The organism is Streptomyces sp. NPDC001056 (assembly GCF_053598955.1).
In genome coordinates this window covers 75,172-93,395 of record NZ_JBSFLI010000029.1, presented here as the reverse complement: position 1 = coordinate 93,395, position 18,224 = coordinate 75,172, and the positions used below count along the sequence as shown (strand labels likewise).

General features: G+C 71.7%; 18 protein-coding genes. 4 read left to right on the top strand and 14 right to left on the bottom strand.

The annotated features are described in order from the left end of the window. Window positions 1–27: 27 nt before the first annotated feature. Window positions 28–432, top strand: coding sequence for a VOC family protein (locus tag ACWDD7_RS28860; protein WP_351878725.1), 405 nt, complete (start codon window positions 28–30; stop codon window positions 430–432). Window positions 433–479: 47 nt separating this feature from the next. Continuing rightward, a complete protein-coding gene (locus ACWDD7_RS28855; protein ID WP_351878722.1) occupies window positions 480–1,604 on the top strand; it encodes an LOG family protein in 1,125 nt (374 codons plus the stop codon). A 66-nt stretch (window positions 1,605–1,670) separates the two neighbouring features. Here the strand turns inward: ACWDD7_RS28855 and ACWDD7_RS28850 are convergent, their stop codons facing one another. The 7 genes from ACWDD7_RS28850 to ACWDD7_RS28820 all read right to left on the bottom strand — a co-directional run bounded on the left by ACWDD7_RS28850 (window position 1,671) and on the right by ACWDD7_RS28820 (window position 9,595). Then, window positions 1,671–2,468, bottom strand: a complete 798-nt coding sequence (locus tag ACWDD7_RS28850; protein WP_450459544.1) for a maleylpyruvate isomerase family mycothiol-dependent enzyme — start codon at window positions 2,466–2,468, stop codon at window positions 1,671–1,673. Between the two features lie 24 nt (window positions 2,469–2,492). Continuing rightward, a complete protein-coding gene (locus tag ACWDD7_RS28845) occupies window positions 2,493–3,512 on the bottom strand; it encodes an ABC transporter ATP-binding protein (RefSeq protein ID WP_450459551.1) in 1,020 nt (339 codons plus the stop codon). Then, window positions 3,509–5,110: an ABC transporter permease gene (locus ACWDD7_RS28840; RefSeq protein WP_450459550.1), complete on the bottom strand. Its 1,602-nt coding sequence runs from the start codon at window positions 5,108–5,110 to the stop codon at window positions 3,509–3,511. Before ACWDD7_RS28840 ends, ACWDD7_RS28845 begins: the two co-directional genes overlap by 4 nt. A gap of 47 nt (window positions 5,111–5,157) precedes the next feature. Beyond that, entirely contained in the window at window positions 5,158–6,231 is a 1,074-nt protein-coding gene (locus ACWDD7_RS28835; protein WP_450459543.1) for a thiamine ABC transporter substrate-binding protein, read from the bottom strand. Between the two features lie 202 nt (window positions 6,232–6,433). After that, complete coding sequence (gene rlmN / locus ACWDD7_RS28830; protein ID WP_351878710.1) at window positions 6,434–7,540, bottom strand: 23S rRNA (adenine(2503)-C(2))-methyltransferase RlmN; 1,107 nt, start codon at window positions 7,538–7,540, stop codon at window positions 6,434–6,436. 54 nt (window positions 7,541–7,594) lie between these two features. Beyond that, entirely contained in the window at window positions 7,595–8,371 is a 777-nt protein-coding gene (locus tag ACWDD7_RS28825; protein WP_450459542.1) for a VOC family protein, read from the bottom strand. Window positions 8,372–8,506: 135 nt separating this feature from the next. Further along, window positions 8,507–9,595 carry a peptidoglycan-binding domain-containing protein gene (locus tag ACWDD7_RS28820; RefSeq protein WP_450459541.1) on the bottom strand — a complete coding sequence of 363 codons (1,089 nt, stop codon included), beginning with the start codon at window positions 9,593–9,595 and terminating at the stop codon, window positions 8,507–8,509. 233 nt (window positions 9,596–9,828) lie between these two features. On the opposite strand from ACWDD7_RS28820, the gene ACWDD7_RS28815 reads away from it, so the two are divergent. Further along, window positions 9,829–10,449: a L,D-transpeptidase gene (locus ACWDD7_RS28815; protein ID WP_450459540.1), complete on the top strand. Its 621-nt coding sequence runs from the start codon at window positions 9,829–9,831 to the stop codon at window positions 10,447–10,449. Window positions 10,450–10,553: 104 nt separating this feature from the next. Here the strand turns inward: ACWDD7_RS28815 and ACWDD7_RS28810 are convergent, their stop codons facing one another. From ACWDD7_RS28810 to rpsB, 5 genes are all read right to left on the bottom strand, one after another. Continuing rightward, window positions 10,554–11,819, bottom strand: coding sequence for a phosphatidate cytidylyltransferase (locus ACWDD7_RS28810; protein WP_450459549.1), 1,266 nt, complete (start codon window positions 11,817–11,819; stop codon window positions 10,554–10,556). Between the two features lie 140 nt (window positions 11,820–11,959). Further along, window positions 11,960–12,517, bottom strand: a complete 558-nt coding sequence (frr, locus tag ACWDD7_RS28805) for a ribosome recycling factor (protein ID WP_351867594.1) — start codon at window positions 12,515–12,517, stop codon at window positions 11,960–11,962. A 184-nt stretch (window positions 12,518–12,701) separates the two neighbouring features. Then, complete coding sequence (gene pyrH / locus ACWDD7_RS28800; protein WP_285560289.1) at window positions 12,702–13,457, bottom strand: UMP kinase; 756 nt, start codon at window positions 13,455–13,457, stop codon at window positions 12,702–12,704. A 204-nt stretch (window positions 13,458–13,661) separates the two neighbouring features. Continuing rightward, window positions 13,662–14,498, bottom strand: a complete 837-nt coding sequence (tsf, locus tag ACWDD7_RS28795; protein ID WP_351867598.1) for a translation elongation factor Ts — start codon at window positions 14,496–14,498, stop codon at window positions 13,662–13,664. Between the two features lie 159 nt (window positions 14,499–14,657). Beyond that, entirely contained in the window at window positions 14,658–15,557 is a 900-nt protein-coding gene (gene rpsB, locus ACWDD7_RS28790; protein ID WP_450459539.1) for a 30S ribosomal protein S2, read from the bottom strand. A gap of 274 nt (window positions 15,558–15,831) precedes the next feature. On the opposite strand from rpsB, the gene ACWDD7_RS28785 reads away from it, so the two are divergent. Further along, window positions 15,832–16,425 carry a peptidoglycan DD-metalloendopeptidase family protein gene (locus ACWDD7_RS28785; RefSeq protein WP_450459538.1) on the top strand — a complete coding sequence of 198 codons (594 nt, stop codon included), beginning with the start codon at window positions 15,832–15,834 and terminating at the stop codon, window positions 16,423–16,425. 52 nt (window positions 16,426–16,477) lie between these two features. On the opposite strand, the gene ACWDD7_RS28780 is transcribed toward ACWDD7_RS28785, so the two are convergent. Together ACWDD7_RS28780 and whiG are read right to left on the bottom strand one after the other, a co-directional pair. After that, window positions 16,478–17,032, bottom strand: a complete 555-nt coding sequence (locus tag ACWDD7_RS28780) for a TetR/AcrR family transcriptional regulator (RefSeq protein ID WP_351867739.1) — start codon at window positions 17,030–17,032, stop codon at window positions 16,478–16,480. A 65-nt stretch (window positions 17,033–17,097) separates the two neighbouring features. Next, window positions 17,098–17,940 carry an RNA polymerase sigma factor WhiG gene (gene whiG / locus ACWDD7_RS28775; protein ID WP_450459537.1) on the bottom strand — a complete coding sequence of 281 codons (843 nt, stop codon included), beginning with the start codon at window positions 17,938–17,940 and terminating at the stop codon, window positions 17,098–17,100. Window positions 17,941–18,224: the final 284 nt, after the last annotated feature.

The window sequence follows — 18,224 nt, the reverse complement described above, 5'->3', positions numbered from 1 at the left end:
AACAGTACGAACCGGGAGCCACCCACCATGTACCAGCAGATGATCTTCGTGAACCTGCCCGTGTCCGACCTCGACGCCTCGAAGAAGTTCTTCACGGCGCTGGGCTACTCGATCAACCCCCAGTTCACGAACGACGACGCCGCCTCCGTGGTGATCAGCGACACCATCGTCGCGATGCTGCTCACCAGGCCGTTCTACGCGACCTTCACCAAGAAGGAGATCGCCGACGCGACGACGACCAGCGAGGTGCTGGTGTGCCTCAGCGCGGAGAGCCGCGAGAAGGTCGACGAGCTGGTCGACAAGGCGCTCGCGGCGGGCGGCACGGAGGGCCCGGCCCAGGACCACGGCTTCATGTACGGCCGCTCCTTCGACGACCTCGACGGTCACACCTGGGAGGTCATGTGGATGGACCCGGCCGCGATCCAGGGCTGAACCGTCCCCGGCCCGGTCGCGCACAGGGCGCCGCCTAGCATGGGCGGGTGCACCCGACACCCGCCCGGCCGCGCCGCGCCGCCCGCGCCCATGAGATCGAGTCGCTCGCCGAGTTCGACGAGGTGGTCGCCGGGCGCGGCTCGCTCGCCCGGTACCGCGTGCAGGCCGTGGACCTGACGGGCCGCACGAGCGTGCTGCTCGGCCTCGACACCACGGACGCCGTCTTCCTCGGCTGCCCGATGGCCCCCGAGGCCGCCGCCCGGGTGCACGCGTCCGGCGCCCTGGTGTTCCCGCCGGTCCCGGGCCTGCCCTTCGACCCGTACCGGGGCTGCCCCTACACGCCGGACGAGCTGTTCGCCTCGCTGGAGGAGGGCTACGAGTCGACACCGGACGCGCGGGCCTACGGCTGGTTCCTGCGTACGACGGCGGACGGCGACGTCCTCGCCTCGATGCTGCGCGCGATCCACGACGACGCCGTCTCCGACGCCCTGGACGAAGTCCTCGACGGCTGCCGGGTGGTCGGGGTCATGGGCGGCCATGCGATGGCCCGGGGCACGGTCGAGTACGCCGGTGCCGCCCGCCTCGGCCGCTCCCTCGCCCGCGCCGGGTTCACGGTCGCCACCGGCGGCGGCCCCGGCGCGATGGAGGCGGCGAACCTCGGCGCGTACGCCGCCCCGTTCGCGGACACCATGCTGGAGGAGGCGCTGGTGCCGCTCGCCAAGGCACCCTCCTTCCGGCCGTCGGTCACGGAGTGGGCGCGCGCCGCCTTCGAGGTGCGCGCCCGCTGGCCCGACGGCGGCGCGTCGATAGGCATCCCGACCTGGTTCTACGGCCATGAGCCGCCGAACCCCTTCGCCGCGCACATCGCCAAGTACTTCGCCAACGCCACCCGCGAGGACGGTCTGCTGGCCCGCTCCACCGCCGGGGTGGTCTTCCTGCCGGGCGCCGCCGGGACCGTACAGGAGATCTTCGACAACGCGACGCCCAACTACTACGAGTCGCGCGGCGAACCCAGACCGATGGTGCTGGTGGACCGGGAGCACTGGACCCGGGAGCTTCCCGCCTGGCCGCTGCTCAGATCCCTCGCGCGGGGAAGGGCGTTGGCGCCGCGGATCGCCCTCGTGGACTCGATCGAGGAGGCTCCCGAGGCGCTCGCGCGGCTGGGCGGCTGACGGCGAGGGCCCGCCCTCGCCCCGAGAACCAGGAGGCGGGAGGCGGGCCCGTCGCCGTGCGTGCCCTCAGCCGAAGCTGGAGTTCTTCAGCCACAGCTCCAGCACCTCGCGCTCGCCCACGACCTCCAGGCCGGGGGTGTCCAGCGGCAGCCGGTTGTAGAAGGCGAGCAGCACCGAGGTGAGCGGGCCGCGCAGGGCGACCGTGGCCTTCTCGTGGCCGCGCCGCCAGGTGACGCCGTCCTCGCCCAGCTCGATCAGCCACTCGGCGTTCAGCGCCGGATCGGCGTCGGTGGCGTGCAGATGGATGCTGCGGCCGGGTACGCGCAGTTCGGCGGCCCACTCCCGGGCGCCGGTGCGCTGCACGAACTGCACCAGTTCCAGCCACTCGTCCAGCGCGTCGGCCGCGATGTCGGGCGCGACGTCGTAGGGCGCCCCGACGGTCAGCGCCGCGTCGGCGCGGTGGATGGTGATCTCATGGGCCATCCGGCGGGCCCAGAAGCCGCTGGAGGCCAGGCCGGCCCAGGTCCACACCTTGGCGTCCGGGCCCGTCTCGCGCAGCGCGCCGACGATCAGTTCGCCGCTCTCCGCCAGCCAGGCGTCCAGCGCGGCCGGGTCCCCCTGCTCCTCGGGGCCGCCGCCGAGCGGAACGTGGTCCAGCGGAAGCATCTCCTGGGCCCGGCTCTTCACCATCGTGCCCGCCCAGCGCAGAGCGCCGCCCATGTGCCGCACGAGCCGTTCGAGCGACCACTCCGGGCAGGTCGGCACCGTGGCCGACAGATCGGCGCCGGAGGTGACCAGGCCCCTCAACTGCTCTACTTGAAGGGCGATTTCGTCGCAGTAGCGCTCGTGCGCGAGGTACGTCATGGTCCCACCCTAGGAGACGGACGATCAGTCGAGCACGACGATTTCGGCCGCGTCGAACTCCGCGCCCACCGTGTCTCCGGTCTCCGGCGCGTCCCGCAGCGCGCAGGCGGCTTCGAGGCGCGGGCCGTCCCCGGGCTGGAGGTGGACGGCGACATGGGTGCCCCTGAAGGTGCGGGCGGCGACCGTACAGGTCAGGCCGGTCTCGGCGGGTACGAGCCGTACCCCGGCGGGCCGGACCAGCAGCGTCCGGCCGCCCTGCGGTGCGCCCGGTGGCACCGGCAGCCTGCCCCAGGGGCTGTCGGCGACCGCGCCCACCACCGTTGCCGGGACCACGTTCTCGAAGCCGAGGAAGCGGGCCACGAACGCGTCGGCGGGACGCTGCCAGACCTCCAGGGGCGTGCCGGACTGGGCGATCCGCCCGTCGCGCATCACCACGACCCGGTCGGCCAGCGCGAACGCCTCGCCCTGGTCGTGGGTGACGGCGAGCACGGTCGTACCCAACCGTCCGAAGAGTTCCCGCAGTTCGACCACAAGGCGCTCGCGCAGGGAGCGGTCGAGCTGGCCGAGGGGTTCGTCCAGCATCAGCAGCCGGGGCCGGGGGGCGAGCGCGCGGGCGAGGGCGACGCGTTGCTGCTCGCCACCGGACAGCCCGGCCACCGCCCGGCGGCCCGCCCCCGGCAGCCCGACCAGGTCCAGCAACTCGCCGACGCGGGGGCCCAGTTCGCCCTTCGCCACGCCGTGCATGCGCAGCCCGAAGGCCACGTTGGCGGCCACGTCGCGCTGCGGGAAGAGCTGGTGGTCCTGGAACATCAGGCCGACCCCGCGCTGGTGCGCGGGCACTCCGCCCTGGTCGCGCCCCGCGAGCAGTACCCTCCCGGCATCGAGGGGCTGGAGCCCGGCGACGGCCCGCAGCAGGGTGGACTTGCCGCTGCCGCTGGGGCCGAGGACGCACACCACCTCGTGCTCGGCGACCTCCAGGTCCACCGCGTCCAGCACGGCCCGCCCGCCGAAGCGCACGGTCGCGCCCTTCAGGCTCAGCATCAGAACTCCCCCGTCCTGTCCGTGCGCAGCCGCTCCAGGAGGAGCAGGGCGGCCGCGCACACCACCATCAGAATGGTCGAAAGGGCCATCGCCTGACCGTAGTTGAGGTCGCCGGGACGGCTGAGCAGCCGGGCCACGGCGACCGGGAGGGTCGGGTTGTCGGGCCGGGCGATGAACACGGTCGCGCCGAACTCGCCGAGCGAGACGGCGAACGCGAACCCGGCCGCGACGACCAGCGCCCGGCGCACCAACGGCAGATCGACCTCCCGCCACACCCGCCAGGGCGAGGCCCCGAGCACGGCCGCCGCCTCCCGCAGCCGCAGGTCCACCGCGCGCAGCACCGGCAGCATGGTGCGCACGACGAAGGGGGCGCCGACCAGGGCCTGGGCGAGCGGCACCAGTACCCAGGACTGGCGCAGGTCCAGCGGCGGTTCGTCGAGGGCGATCAGGAAGCCGAAGCCGACGGTCACGGCGGAGACGCCGAGCGGCAGCATCAGCAGCGCGTCGAAGCCCCGTACCAGCCGGCCCGCGTCGCGGCGGGCCAGCGCGGCTGCGGCGAGGCCCCCGATCACCACGGCGATGGCGGTGGCGGCGACGGCGTACTGGAGCGAGGTCCACACCGCGTGCACCGGCGCCACCAGGAACGTACCCCCGTCGGTGCGGGTCAGCGCCCGGTAGTAGCCGAAGCCGGGGGCGTCCAGGGAGCGGCGGACGAGGACGGCGAGCGGCAGCACCAGGAGCAGCGCGACGGTGGCGAGGACGCCGGCGAGCAGCGCCCGCTGTCCGGCGCCGCGCGGCCGGCGCGCGGTGATCCCGGGGTCGACCAGGCGCAGGGCGGTCTCCCGGCGCCGTACCGTCCAGGCGTGGACGCCGAGGACCGCGCCGACGGCGGCGAACTGGACGAGGGTGAGGACGGCGGCCGTGGACAGGTCGAAGACCTCGGAGGTCTGCCGGTAGATCTCCACTTCGAGGGTGGAGAAGGTGGGCCCGCCGAGGATCTGGACCACGCCGAAGGAGGTGAAGGTGAACAGGAACACCATCAGCGCGGCGGCGGCGACGGCGGGCGCGAGGGCGGGCAGCGTCACCTTCCGGAACGCGCCCCAGGGCGAGGCACCGAGCATCCGCGCGGCCTCCTCCTGGCGGGGGTCGAGCTGGGACCACAGCCCGCCGACCGTCCGTACGACGACCGCGTAGTTGAAGAAGACGTGCGCGAGCAGGATCGCCCACACGGTGGTGTCCAGGCGTACGCCCCACAGCTGGTCGAGCAGTCCACCGTGGCCGACGAGGGCGAGGAAGGCACTGCCGGCGACGACGGTGGGCAGCACGAACGGGATGGTGACGACGGCCCGCAGCAGCTGTTTGCCGGGGAAGTCCAGGCGGGCGAAGACGAACGCGGCGGGCAGCGCGAGCAGCAGGGTGAGCGCGGTGGAGGCGAGCGCCTGCCAGCAGGTGAACCACAGCACGTGCCGGATGTCCGGCTGCGCGACCACGTCCGCGATCCGCCCGGGACGCCAGGCGCCGTCCGTCCTCAGGCCGCGCGCCACGATCGCGGCGACCGGCCAGGCGAAGAACACGGCGAAGAACACGGCGGGCAGGGCCAGCAGCCCCAGCCGCGCCGCGCCCCCGCGCACGCCCCGCCCGCGGGCGGTCACTTCAGTACGAGCGACGTCCACGACCTGACCCACTGGTCACGGTTGGCGGCGATCTTCTCGGGGGCCATGACCTCGGGGTGCTGCGCCGCCGGACCGTACTTCGTGAAGTCGGCCGGCACCTTGGCACCGGCGACGACCGGGTAGACGAACATGTTCAGCGGCATGTCCTCCTGGAACTCCTTGGAGACCAGGAAGTCGAGGAACGCCTTGGCGCCCTCGGGGTTCTTCGCGTTGCTCAGCAGCCCGGCGAACTCGATCTGCCGGAAGCAGGTGCCGGTCGCCACGCCGGTCGGGGCGGTGGCGGGGCGCTTCTTGGCGTAGATCACCTCGGCGGGCGGGGAGGAGGCGTACGACACGACGAGCGGCCGGTCGCCGCCGGCCTTCTTGCCCTCCGAGGAGCCGGAGAACTCCTGGTAGTAGGCCTGCTCCCAGCCGTCGACGACCTTGACGCCGTTGGCCTTGAGCTTCTTCCAGTAGTCCTGCCAGCCCTTGTCCCCGAACTGCGCGGCGCTGCCGAGCAGGAAACCGAGGCCGGGCGAGGCGGTGGCCGCGTTCTCGGTGACGAGGAGGTTCCTGTACTCCGGCTTGGCGAGGTCGGCGTAGGACTGGGGCGGCGTCAGGTGGTGCTCGGCGAAGTACGCCTTGTCGTAGTTGACGCAGATGTCGCCGTAGTCGACGGGCGTGACGCGGTGCTTGGCGCCGTCGAGCCGGTACGGGGCGCCGACCTTGTCCAGGCCCTTGGCGGTGTACGGCTGGAACAGGCCGTTGTCGAGGGCACGGGACAGCAGGGTGTTGTCGACGCCGAAGAGGACGTCGCCCTGCGGGTTGTCCTTGGTCAGGATGGCCTTGTTGACGGCCTGTCCGGCGTCGCCGTCCTTGAGGACGCGGACCTTGTACCCGGACCGCTTCTCGAAGTCCGCGAGCACGCTCTTGGAGACGGCCCACGAGTCGTGGCTGACGAGGGTGACGGTCTTGGTGTCCGCCTTGCCCTGGCCCTGCGTCGAGCCGCACGCGGACAGCGTGACCAGGCCGAGCCCGACCGCCGCGGCCACGAAGGTCTTCTTGTGCACTTGGTTGTCCTCCTGGGGTTGGCCAGGAAGAACGCGGCCCTGTCCGGAAAATCCGGGCAGGGCGCAACAGCTTGAGTAGTGACCGAACTTCCTACCCAGAATGACCTGGGCGAGGTTCAGAGGGTCTGCGGCCCGATGCCGCACTCTCAGCGCTGTGGCGCTCCCCTGTCGGAATATGAAGATGTGATGGGACGGGCCCAGATTACCGCTCGGTGGCCGCGAGCTGACCACAGGCTCCGTCGATCTCCTGCCCACGGGTGTCCCGGATCGTCACCGGCACACCGTGCGCGGCGATCGCCTCCACGAAGGCCTTCTCGTCCTCGGGCCGCGAGGCGGTCCACTTCGAGCCCGGAGTCGGGTTCAGCGGGATGAGGTTGACGTGCACGGGCCTGCCCCTGAGCAGCCGGCCGAGCCGGTCGCCGCGCCAGGCCTGGTCGTTGATGTCGCGGATGAGGGCGTACTCGATCGACAGCCGGCGCCCGCTCTTCTCGGCGTACTCGAACCCGGCGTCCAGCACCTCGCGCACCTTCCACCGCGTGTTCACGGGGACGAGGGTGTCGCGCAGCTCGTCGTCGGGAGCGTGCAGGGAGATGGCGAGGCGGCACTTGAAGCCCTCGTCGGCGAACCGGTGGATGGCCGGCACCAGCCCGACGGTGGAGACGGTGATCCCGCGCTGGGACAGGCCGAGGCCGTCCGGCGCCGGGTCGGTGAGCGCGCGGATGGCGCCGACGACCCGCTTGTAGTTGGCGAGCGGCTCGCCCATACCCATGAACACGATGTTGGACAGCCGCGCGGGGCCGCCCGGAACCTCGCCGTCGCGCAGCGCGCGCATGCCGTCCACGATCTGGTGGACGATCTCCGCGGTGGACAGATTGCGGTCCAGCCCGGCCTGGCCGGTCGCGCAGAACGGGCAGTTCATCCCGCAGCCGGCCTGCGAGCTGATGCACATGGTCACCCGGTCCGGGTACCGCATCAGCACGGACTCCACGAGGGTGCCGTCGAACAGCCGCCACAGCGTCTTGCGGGTGGTGCCCTCGTCGGTCGACAGGTGCCGGACGACCGTCATCAGCTCCGGGAACAGCGCCTCGCGCAGCTTCTCACGGGAACCGGCCGGGATGTCGGTCCACTGCTCGGGGTCGTGCGCGTACCGCGCGAAGTAATGCTGCGAGAGCTGCTTGGCACGGAACGGCTTCTCACCGATCCCGGCCACCGCTTCCTTGCGCTCGGCGGGCGAGAGATCGGCGAGATGCCGCGGCGGCTTCTTGGCTCCGCGCGGCGCGACAAAGGTGAGTTCTCCGGGCTTGGGCATGGTGGTACCAGTGTCGCAGATCCATCGGGGTGACCCGCGGCAGCTGGTCGTGGCTCACATCGGGCTCGGTTTGATCATCGCGAAGGGGGCGCCCTGGGGGTCGGCGACGACCGTCATCCGGCCGGCCGTCATGTCGAACGGCGGGGCGAGAACCGTGCCGCCGCTCCTGATTAGGGCGTCCACGGTGGAGTCCACGTCGTCGACCGCGAAGTAGGTCAGCCAGTGGGCCGGGGTGCCCGGCGGGTCGTTCGCGAGTTCGGTGACGCCGCCGACCGCACGGCCGCCGATCATCAGCGCCCAGTAGGAGTCCATGCCCTCCATCGGCTCGATCTCGATGCCGAACGCCTCGCCGTAGAAGCCCGTGGCGCCGGGCACGTCGCTGGTGTGCAGCTCGTTCCAGGTCAGCGCGCCGGGCTCGTTGACCACCTGGGCACCGTGGAAGTCGCCGGGCTGCCAGACACCGAAGACCGCGCCCTGCGGGTCGGCGGCGACCAGCATGCGGCCCAGGTTCCCGACGTCCATCACCGGGACGAGCAGGGTGCCGCCCGCGGAGACGATCGCGTCCTGGGTGGCCTGGGCGTCGGTGGTGGCCAGGTAGCCGGTCCAGACGGTCGGCGGCGGTTCCGGCATGTCCTGGGGCTTCGGGCCGATGCCCGCCACGGGCTTGCCGCGCAGCTCGCAGACCGTGTACCCGCCGAACTCGGCCGGTCCCGGCTGGCCCTGCCAGCCGAGCAGGTCGCGGTAGAAGTCCAGCGCGGCCTGCTGGTCCGACGCCATCAGATCGACCCAGCACGGAGTGCCGGTCGCGTACGGCTTGGTGACTTCGGGCATCTCTCGCTCCCAACCAGGGGCCACACCGCGGGCCGCTCTTCGTCACCATCGTGTCGCCAAACGTGATCGCCCGCGCGTCGAGGACCGGGAGAGGGACCGGGAGGTGCCGCCGTCAGGGACGGGGAGGTGCCGCCGTCAGGGACGGGGACGTGCCGCCGTCAGGGCCAGCCAGGTGGCGCGGTCGGCGGTGCCGGTCGGGGGCAGGCCGTGGGCACGCTGGAAGTCGAGGAGCGACTGGTGGGTGGCCATGGTGAAACGGCCGGTGATGTCGGCCGGCCAGCCCGCGCGGGCCAGCAGGTCCTGCACCGCCTCCACCTGTGGCCCGGCATCGCCGGGCGCGGTGTCCTTGATCAGCATCGACCAGGTCCGCACCCCGACCAGCGCGTCCGGCTGGAGTCCGCTGTCGTGCTGGAAGGCCCGGACGCGGTCCCCGGTGGCGTCGTCGAAGACGCCGTTGACCGTGATCGGCACCCGGTGCGCCTTCAGCAGCCGCTGCACGGTCCACACCAGGGTGCCGCGGTCACCGGGGCGTACCGTCGGCCAGGCCTCGCGGACGTCCGTCGCCACCGGGGCTCCCGCCGCGGGCGCCGCCGAGGAGCGGCCTACGGCCGGGGGAATCAGCCGGGCGGACTCCCGGCCCAGCCAGAACAGGGCGAGCGCGAGGGCGACGTAGACCGCGGGGCGCCGTAAGCGCGGGAACCGTCTCGGAGGGCGCGGCCGCCGGGTCTCGGGGGCGCCGGTGCGGGGGTCCTGGGCGCCAGTACGCGGGTCCGGGCCGGCGGCACGCGGATCCGGGCCGGCGGTCCGGGGATGCGGGCCGGCGGTCCGGGGATGCGGGCCGGCGGTCCGGGGATGCGGGCCGGCGGTCCGGGGATGCGGGCCGGCGGTCCGGGGATGCGCGGGTTCGCGGCCGTCGCCCGTCGGCGCGCCCCCGGGGTCCGCCGCGCCGCGGGCGAGTTCCAGCGCCCGCTCCAGTTCCTCCTCCGGAGCCTCCAGTGCCGCGTGCAGCCCGCGCACCACCTCCACGGGTGCCGTGGAGCGGTGCCCTGGGTTGAGGTAGCGCGACAGCGTCGTCTGCGCCACGCCGACCCGGCGGGCCAGCGACTCCTGGGCCGGGGGCTTGCCGTCCCGCTCCCGCCCGGCCGCCTCCCACCAGCGCCGCAGTTGCGCCGACAACTCGGCCCCACGGTCCGCGGCCGACTGCCGCCGAGGTTGCTCCGCCACCGTTCCTCCACGATTCACAGCCTGCATAAGCGCAGGTCACAGCCGCGCATAGGCCCGTGCATGATGCCGCATCAGGATGCCTGGGCAAGGCCGCCGCGAGCGCCGGAAGCGATGCCATTCTCAGGTCGTGGCAGCCGCCGCGGCCCCGTGTCACCGCCCCGAACCAGGGAGCGAGCCGCGCGTGAGCGCTTTGCCGCGTCCCCCCGTGAATCCCCTCGAAGGAGTGATCCGCCATGTCCATCGCATCGCTCGGCCGGGTCCGCAGCGCCCTCGTCGGCGCGGGCGCCCTCACCGTCCTCGCCGCCGGTCTCGTCGCCGCACCCGCCACCGCTGCCGCCCCGGCCCAGCCCACGCCGGGCCGCCACGGCAGTGGCGCGGCGCACCACCGGGCCCCGCGCGTCGCCACGAACACCTCGCTGACGTTCGTCCGCAACGCCTCGGACCCCCTGGACTCACGGCTCCAGGTGATCCGCCTCGGCAAGGTGCTGGCGTCCTACCGGGCCGGCTCCGGGATGGGGCTGAAGAAGGCTCACAGCGCGGCCCGGGACGAGTGCGCGGTGGGCCGGGGCTGGCTGCCGAAGGGCATCTACAGCGTCGGCCCCCGCTCCACCAGGTATCCAGGAGTCAAGATCCACGGGTACGCCATCCCGCTCAGCGACAAGAAGTGCCACGACGGGACCAGGCGCACCCAGCTCCTCATCCACAGCAAGATGACGAAGAGCGGCGGCAGCCTGTGGAAGGGAACGAGCTCCTACGAAAGCAACGGCTGCATCAAGCTCAGCCCGTCCGACATCAGGAAGCTCTTCCGCGTGCTCGCCCGCTACCCGCGCCCCACCCGGCTCACCGTCGTCTGACCCCCGCGGGGCCGGATGACCGGAAGGCCGTACGACGACGGGCCCCCGCCCTGGGAAACAGGGCGGGGGCCCGTACGGCAGAAAAGGCGTGGTGCCGGGTTTCGTCAGGCGGAGCCGACGAAGAGCACCAGCAGGAGCCAGACCACCGGCGCCGTCGGCAGCAGGGAGTCCAGGCGGTCCATGATGCCGCCGTGGCCCGGGAGCAGGGTGCCCATGTCCTTGATGCCCAGGTCGCGCTTGATCATGGACTCGCCGAGGTCTCCCAGGGTGGCGCTGGCCGCGACCGCCAGGCCCAGCAGCAGGCCCTGCCACCAGTGGCCGCCGTCGATCAGGAACTGCATGCACAGCGCGCCCGCGACCATCGAGAACGACACCGCGCCGAACAGGCCCTCGCGGGTCTTGCCGGGACTGATCCGCGGAGCGAGCTTGTGCTTGCCGAAGCGCCAGCCGACGGCATAGGCGCCGGTGTCGCTGACGACGGTGAGCAGCAGGAAGGTCAGCACCCGCCAGGGGCCGTCGTGCGCGGTGAGCAACAGGGCGACGAAGGTGGCCAGGAAGGGCACGTAGAACGCCGCGAAGACGCCGGCCGTGACGTCCTTGAGGTAGCCCTCCGGTGGTTCCGTCATCCGCCAGACCAGCACCGCGAGTGCGGTCAGTGCCATGGCGACCCACGCGCCCTCGGCGCCGCGCACATAGCCGGCGACCACCATCGCCGCGCCGCCGACCGCGAGCGGCACGAGCGGCGCCTTGATCTCCTTGCGCTCCTGGAGCCTGCTGGTCAGCTCCCACAGGCCGACGACGACGGCGACCGCGATCACGCCGACGAACACGGCCTTGACGATGAACAGCGACGCGATGATCACCGCGCCGAGTCCCACGCCGACGCCTATGGCCGCGCCGAGGTCACGGCCCGCGCTCTTCTTCTGCGGCGCCGGCGGCGGCTGCGGGGCGTCGGGCATGGGCTCCGGATTCTGGATCGGACTCGGGGTCGGCTGGGGCGTCCCGTACGGGGGCTGCGGCTGCGTCCCGTAGGGCTGCTGCTGCCCGTACCGCGGCTGCGGCTCGTACTGCAGTTGCTGCTGCGGCTGCTCGTACGACGGCTGCGCCCCCGCCGGGGCCTGCGTCCCGTACGAGTCGTACGGCCCCGGTCCCTCGGGCGGGTGCGGGGTGCTGTGGCCGGGCCGCCGCTCGTACGGCGGCTGCGTCCCGTAAGGGGGCTCGGTGCCGTACTGCGGCGGGGTGCCGTACTGCGGCTGGGGCTCGTACTGCGGCTGGGGCTCGTCCCGGAACAAGGGGCCGCTCAGCCGAGCAGCCCCCCGGGTGTCGTCCTGGTCTCCGCCATACGCGGGTACGTCGGGCACGATGGGCATGGGGCGCGTCTGCTGCGCCTCGGGCGCGTCGTACGCGGGACCCGCCGGGGCGACCCCGCCCTGGACGGGCCCACCCTCGGTGGGCCCCCAGTAGCCGGTCTGCCCCGCCGGTGGCGGCGCCCCCCAGGAAGAGTCGCTCATCAGACTTCGAGCAGCTCCGCTTCCTTGTGCTTGAGGAGCTCGTCGACCTGGGCGACGTACTTCGCCGTCAGGTCGTCCAGCTCCTTCTCCGCACGGCGGCCCTCGTCCTCGCCGATCTCGCCGTCCTTGATCATCTTGTCGATGGCGTCCTTGGCCTTGCGGCGCACGGAACGGATGGAGACCTTGGCGTCCTCACCCTTGCCCTTGGCGACCTTGATGTAGTCGCGGCGGCGCTCCTCGGTCAGCTCGGGGAACACCACCCGGATGATGTTGCCGTCGTTGCTGGGGTTGACGCCCAGGTCGGAGTCGCGGATCGCCTGCTCGATGTTGCGCAGCGCGGTCTTGTCGAACGGCGTGACGACCGCCATCCGCGGCTCCGGCACGGAGAACGAGGCCAGCTGGTTGATCGGCGTCGGGGCACCGTAGTAGTCGGCCACGATCTTGTTGAACATCGCCGGGTGCGCACGGCCGGTGCGGATCGCGGCGAAGTCCTCCTTGGCGACCACGACGGCCTTCTCCATCTTCTCCTCGGCTTCGAGGAGGGTCTCTTCGATCACCACTTGCTCCTGCGTGTCTTGAGTGAGGCCCGGCTGCGGTCCCTCGGAGGTTCGGCGGCCGGCTGCGTCGCGTCTTCTTCCTGCACGGTTCCCGACCGGCAGGACATTGTCCATCCCCCGGCCAAGGTGCGTCCCGTCCGTCCCTCGGACAGGTGCCGTACCCGGGCGACGGGGGGCGTGCCGGTCAGTCCCGGCTGCCCTGGTCACCCACCAGCGTGCCGATCTTCTCACCCTTGACGGCGCGGGCGATATTGCCCTCCGCGAGAAGCTCGAAGACGAGGATCGGGAGCTTGTTGTCGCGGCACAGCGTGATGGCGGTGGCGTCGGCGACCTTCAGGTCCCGGGTGATGACCTCGCCGTAGCCGAGGGCGTCGAACTTGACGGCGTCCGGGTTGGCCTTGGGGTCGGAGTCGTAGACCCCGTCCACGCCGTTCTTGCCCATGAGCAGCGCCTCGGCGTCGATCTCCAGGGCGCGCTGGGCGGCGGTGGTGTCGGTGGAGAAGTAGGGCATGCCCATACCGGCGCCGAAGATGACCACGCGGCCCTTCTCCAGGTGGCGCACGGCGCGCAGCGGGATGTACGGCTCGGCGACCTGACCCATGGTGATGGCGGTCTGGACCCGGGACTGGATGCCTTCCTTCTCCAGGAAGTCCTGGAGGGCGAGGCAGTTCATCACGGTGCCGAGCATGCCCATGTAGTCGGAGCGGGCGCGGTCCATGCCGCGCTGCTGGAGTTCGGCGCCGCGGAAGAAGTTGCCGCCGCCGATGACGACCGCGATCTGCGCCCCGTCCCGCACCACGGCCGCGATCTCACGGGCGATCTTGTGCACCACGTCCGGGTCGACTCCCAGGCCGCCACCTCCGGAGAACGCCTCTCCGGACAGCTTCAGCAGAAACCGGCCGCGTACTTTGCCGTCGTCGCTCTTCTGGGTGTCGGTCATGGGAGATCCCGCCTCTTTCACGTGTTGCACATACGAAGAAGGCCATTGCCGGTGGGGTCGCTTTTCGCTCCCATCCGCGGCAATGGCCTCCTCGTCAGATCTGCTGCCGTCCGCCCCACACCCGGGTGTGGCGGTGGTCGCGGACGACTGCTGTCGACCCTATCGGGATTTCTCCGCGGGTCGCGCGTCGATCGCGGTACGGACTCAGATGCCGACCTTGATGCGCGTGAAGCGCTTCAGGGCGACACCGGCCTCGTCCAGCACCTTCTGGACCGACTTCTTGTTGTCCAGCGCGTACGGCTGGCCAAGCAGCGTGGCGTCCTTGAAGAAGCCGTTGAGACGACCCTCGACGATCTTCGCGATCGCGGCCTCGGGCTTGCCCTCGGCGCGGGTGGTCTCCTCGGCGATGCGACGCTCGGACTCGACGACCTCGGCCGGGACCTCGTCCTTGGAGAGGTACTTCGGCGCGAACGCGGCGATGTGCTGGGCGACGCCCTTGGCGATCTCGGCGTTCGGCTTGTCCAGCTCGACCAGGACACCGATCTGCGGGGGCAGGTCGGGCATGGTGCGGTGCATGTAGGCCGTGACGTAGCCGTCGGAGAACTGCGCGAAGCGGTCCAGGACGATCTTCTCGCCGAGGTTGGCGTTGGCCTCGTCCACGAACGCCTGGACGGTCTTGCCGGCCTCGATCTCGGAGGCGAGCAGGGCCTCCAGGTCGGCCGGGGAGGACTTGGCGACGTGCTCGGCGATGGCCTTGGCCACGGCCTGGAACTTGTCACCCTTGGCGACGAAGTCCGTCTCGCACTTCAGCTCGACCAGGACACCGGAGGAGTTGTCGTCGGCGATGATGGAGACCACGGCGCCGTTCTCGGCGGAGCGGCCCTCGCGCTTGGCGACGCCCTTCTGGCCCTTGATGCGCAGCGCCTCGACGGCCTTGTCGACGTTGCCCTCGGCCTCGTCCAGCGCCTTCTTGCAGTCCATCATGCCGGCGCCCGTGAGCTCACGGAGCTTCTTGACGTCGGCGGCGGTGTAGTTCGCCATGAGTCAGTGAGTCTTTCTCGAAGTCTGGGAGATCTTCAGATCCGTACGGTTTGCGATCCACATGTAGACGCGGAGCGCATACGTCGTACCGACCTAGGGATGAACAGCGGGGGCGGAGTTCATGTCGCCGCCCCCGCTGTCAAACGCTGACGCGGCGGGTCAGGCCTGCTCGCCCTCGGCGGCCTTCTCCTCGGCCGGGGCCTCGGCGGCGGGGGCCTCGACGGCGGGGGCCTCGGCGGCCGGAGCCTCGACGGCGGGGGCCTCGGCAGCCGGAGCCTCGTCCTTCTTCTCACCCTCGAGCAGGTCGCGCTCCCACTCGGCGAGCGGCTCGCCCGCGGCCTTCTCGCCCTTGTCACCGGCGGCCACGCCGGAACGGGCGATGAGGCCCTCGGCGACGGCGTCGGCGATCACGCGGGTGAGCAGGGTGACGGAGCGGATCGCGTCGTCGTTGCCCGGGATCTTGTAGTCGACCTCGTCGGGGTCGCAGTTGGTGTCGAGGATCGCGACGACCGGGATGTTCAGCTTCCGGGCCTCACCAACGGCGATGTGCTCCTTCTTGGTGTCCACGATCCAGACGGCGCTGGGCACCTTCTGCATCTCGCGGATACCGCCGAGGGTCTTCTCCAGCTTGGCCTTCTCGCGGGAGAGGACCAGCAGCTCCTTCTTGGTCAGACCGGAGGACGCGACGTCCTCGAAGTCGATCTGCTCAAGCTCCTTGAGGCGCTGCAGACGCTTGTAGACGGTCGAGAAGTTGGTGAGCATGCCGCCCAGCCAGCGCTGGTTGACGTAGGGCATGCCGACGCGGGTGGCCTGCTCGGCGATGGCCTCCTGCGCCTGCTTCTTCGTACCGACGAACATGACCGTGCCGCCGTGGGCGACGGTCTCCTTGACGAACTCGTAGGCGCGGTCGATGTACGACAGCGACTGGAGCAGGTCGATGATGTAGATGCCGTTGCGCTCGGTGAAGATGAAGCGCTTCATCTTCGGGTTCCAGCGACGGGTCTGGTGACCGAAGTGGACGCCGCTCTCCAGCAGCTCCCGCATCGTGACGACGGCCATGGCCGTATCTCCTTGAGTTTCTCGGTTGTGCCGCGTCCGCCGGACGGCGGTCGCGCCTGACGCCCGCGGTGCGCCGTGCCGCAAAGGACCGAGAGGCGCTTGGTACGAACCGTTTCCGGATGCCGTACCGGGGCGTGCGAAGTCGACCCGGTGACCCGGATCGCCAGAAGAAGTGTACGGGACCGCCGGGCCACCGGGTGACGCCACTGTCCACAACCGGGGAGTAGCACACAGGCGAAGGCGGCGGGGCGCCGGGGTGCGGGACGGTGGGGGCATGCGACGACTTGTGTGGTGCGGGGCGCTTCGGGCGGCCCCGGTGGTGGCTCTGGCACTGCTGGCCTTCGGGCATCTGGCCTGGGCGGATGCCTCACCGGCACGCTCGGGGCCGGGTCCCGGTCCAGCTCCGGGTCCGGGTTCGGCCGGGGTGCCCGCGGTCGCCCGTGTCTGGCCGGTGGGGGTACGGCCCCCGGTCCTGCGGAGCTGGCGGCCTCCCGCGACGCCGTACGGGCCCGGGCACCGGGGAGCGGACCTGGGAGCGGCGACGGGAACGCCGGTTCGGACGGTGGCGGCGGGCCGGGTCTCGTTCGCGGGGCGGGTGGCCGGCGAAGGGGTGGTGACGGTGGAGCTGACGGGGACGGATCTGCGCACCACGTACGAGCCGGTGAGCCCGTCGGTGCAGAAGGGGGACGCGGTGGGGGCGGGCGAGGTGATCGGGGTGGTGGAGCGGGCGGGGGCGCATTGCGGTGCCGCCTCGTGCGTCCACTGGGGCCTGCTGAGGGGCGAGACCTACCTGAATCCTCTGGCCCTGCTGCCACCGTGGCTGCTGGACAGGGGCCCGTCGAGACTGCTGCCGGTGCTCACCGGTTGACCGCGGCCCCGTCATGGCCGGTCGCGCGGTCCCCCGCGCCCCGCTCGGGGATTCAGTCCCGCACGCCCCGCAGCGCCATGCGCACGGCCGCCTCCGTCACCACCGCGGGATCCTCCGCGCCGAGTTCGATGCGCCGCACCGCCGCGTCCACGACCCCTTGCAGCAGCATCGCCGCCAGCCGCGGCTCCTCCTGCCCCATCTCCCCCAGCGCCTCGACGATCATCGCGACCAGTTCCCCGTGCGCCGCCCTGATCTTCTCCCGCGCCCCGGCGTCCAGCTCGCTCGCGGAGATCGCCACGACCGCCCGGTGCCGCCGGTCCCCTACGAGGGCCAGCTGCCGGCGGACGTACGCCTCGACCTTCCCCTCGGGCGAGTCCGCGCGCGACATCGCCGCGGCCACCTCCGCCGCCCACAGCGGGAAGTCGGCCTCGCACAGCTCCTCGACCACGGCCGCCCGGGACCGGAAGTACTCGTACACGGAGGACCGCGCGAGCCCCGTCCGCTCGGCCAGCGCGGGAAAGGTCAGCGCCTCCGTCCCGCCCTCGGACAACAGGGAACGAGCCGCGTCCAGCAGGGCGGCTCGCTGCATCGACCGGTGCTCGGCCACGGAGGCCGCTCGAATCCTTGGCACGTCGACCACTTTAGGACGCGCCCGCGCGGACCGGTGCCGGCTCAGCGCCCGAAGCCCGCCAGCTTGGCCCGCAGCTGGAGCACCGACTTGGTGTGGATCTGGCTGACCCGGCTCTCGGTGACCCCGAGGACGTTGCCGATCTCGGCGAGGGTGAGGCCCTCGTAGTAGTAGAGCGTGACGACGGTCTTCTCGCGCTCGGGCAGCGTGTTGATGGCGCGCGCGAGGAACCGCCGCAGCTCCCGGTCCTCGGCGACCTCCACGGGGTTGTCCGCGGCCGTGTCCTCCAGCGTGTCCATGAGGCTGAGCCGGTCCCCGCCCTCGCCGCCGACGTGCAGCAGCTCCTCCAGGGCGACCACGTTGGCGAGCGACAACTGGCTGAAGACGGCGTGCAGTTCGTCCACCTCCATGCCCAGCTCCCGGGCCACCTCGCTCTCGCTCGGGGTGCGCCGCAGCCGGGCCTCCAGGGTGGCGTAGGCGCGCTCGACATTGCGCGCCTTCTGCCGTACCGAACGGGGGATCCAGTCCAGCGCCCGCAGCTCGTCGATCATGGCACCGCGGATCCGGGTGATCGCGTACGTCTCGAACTTGATCTCCCGGTCGATGTCGAACTTCTCGATCGCGTCGATCAGCCCGAACACCCCGGAGGAGACGAAGTCGGCCTGCTCGACGTTGGGCGGCAGGCCCACGCTCACCCGGCCGGCCACGTATTTCACGAGCGGCGAGTAGTGCAGGATCAGCTGCTCGCGCAGCCGTTCGTCCCCCGTCTCCTTGTACGACCGCCACAGCTCGTCGAGCGTCGAGGGAGCGGGCGGCCGCACGCTGCCACCGTCGCGGGCGGCTGGGGGGATCGCCGCCCGGTCGGACCCGGAGGTGTGCTGGGGCATTCGTCGCCTTGTGCCGTTCTGCCGTGAAGTGCCGTCAAGTGCCGTGACCGTGAGTGCGGTGCGTGGACGTTGTGGGTCGAAAGGGGCCGCCTGGGTGAGGTGTCGGTCTGATGTCGAGTTGGCGTGGTCTGTGGAGACGTCTTCGTGAGCGTAGCGTGACTGGGGAGTCGCGGTGTGCGAACGGCGAGGCGCCACCCCCGCGCGGGGTCCCGGGGGCCGCCTCGCCACCGCCTTCCGCAGCTCGCTCTGTGTGATGGCCGATGGGCGCCAACTCCGGGAAACCC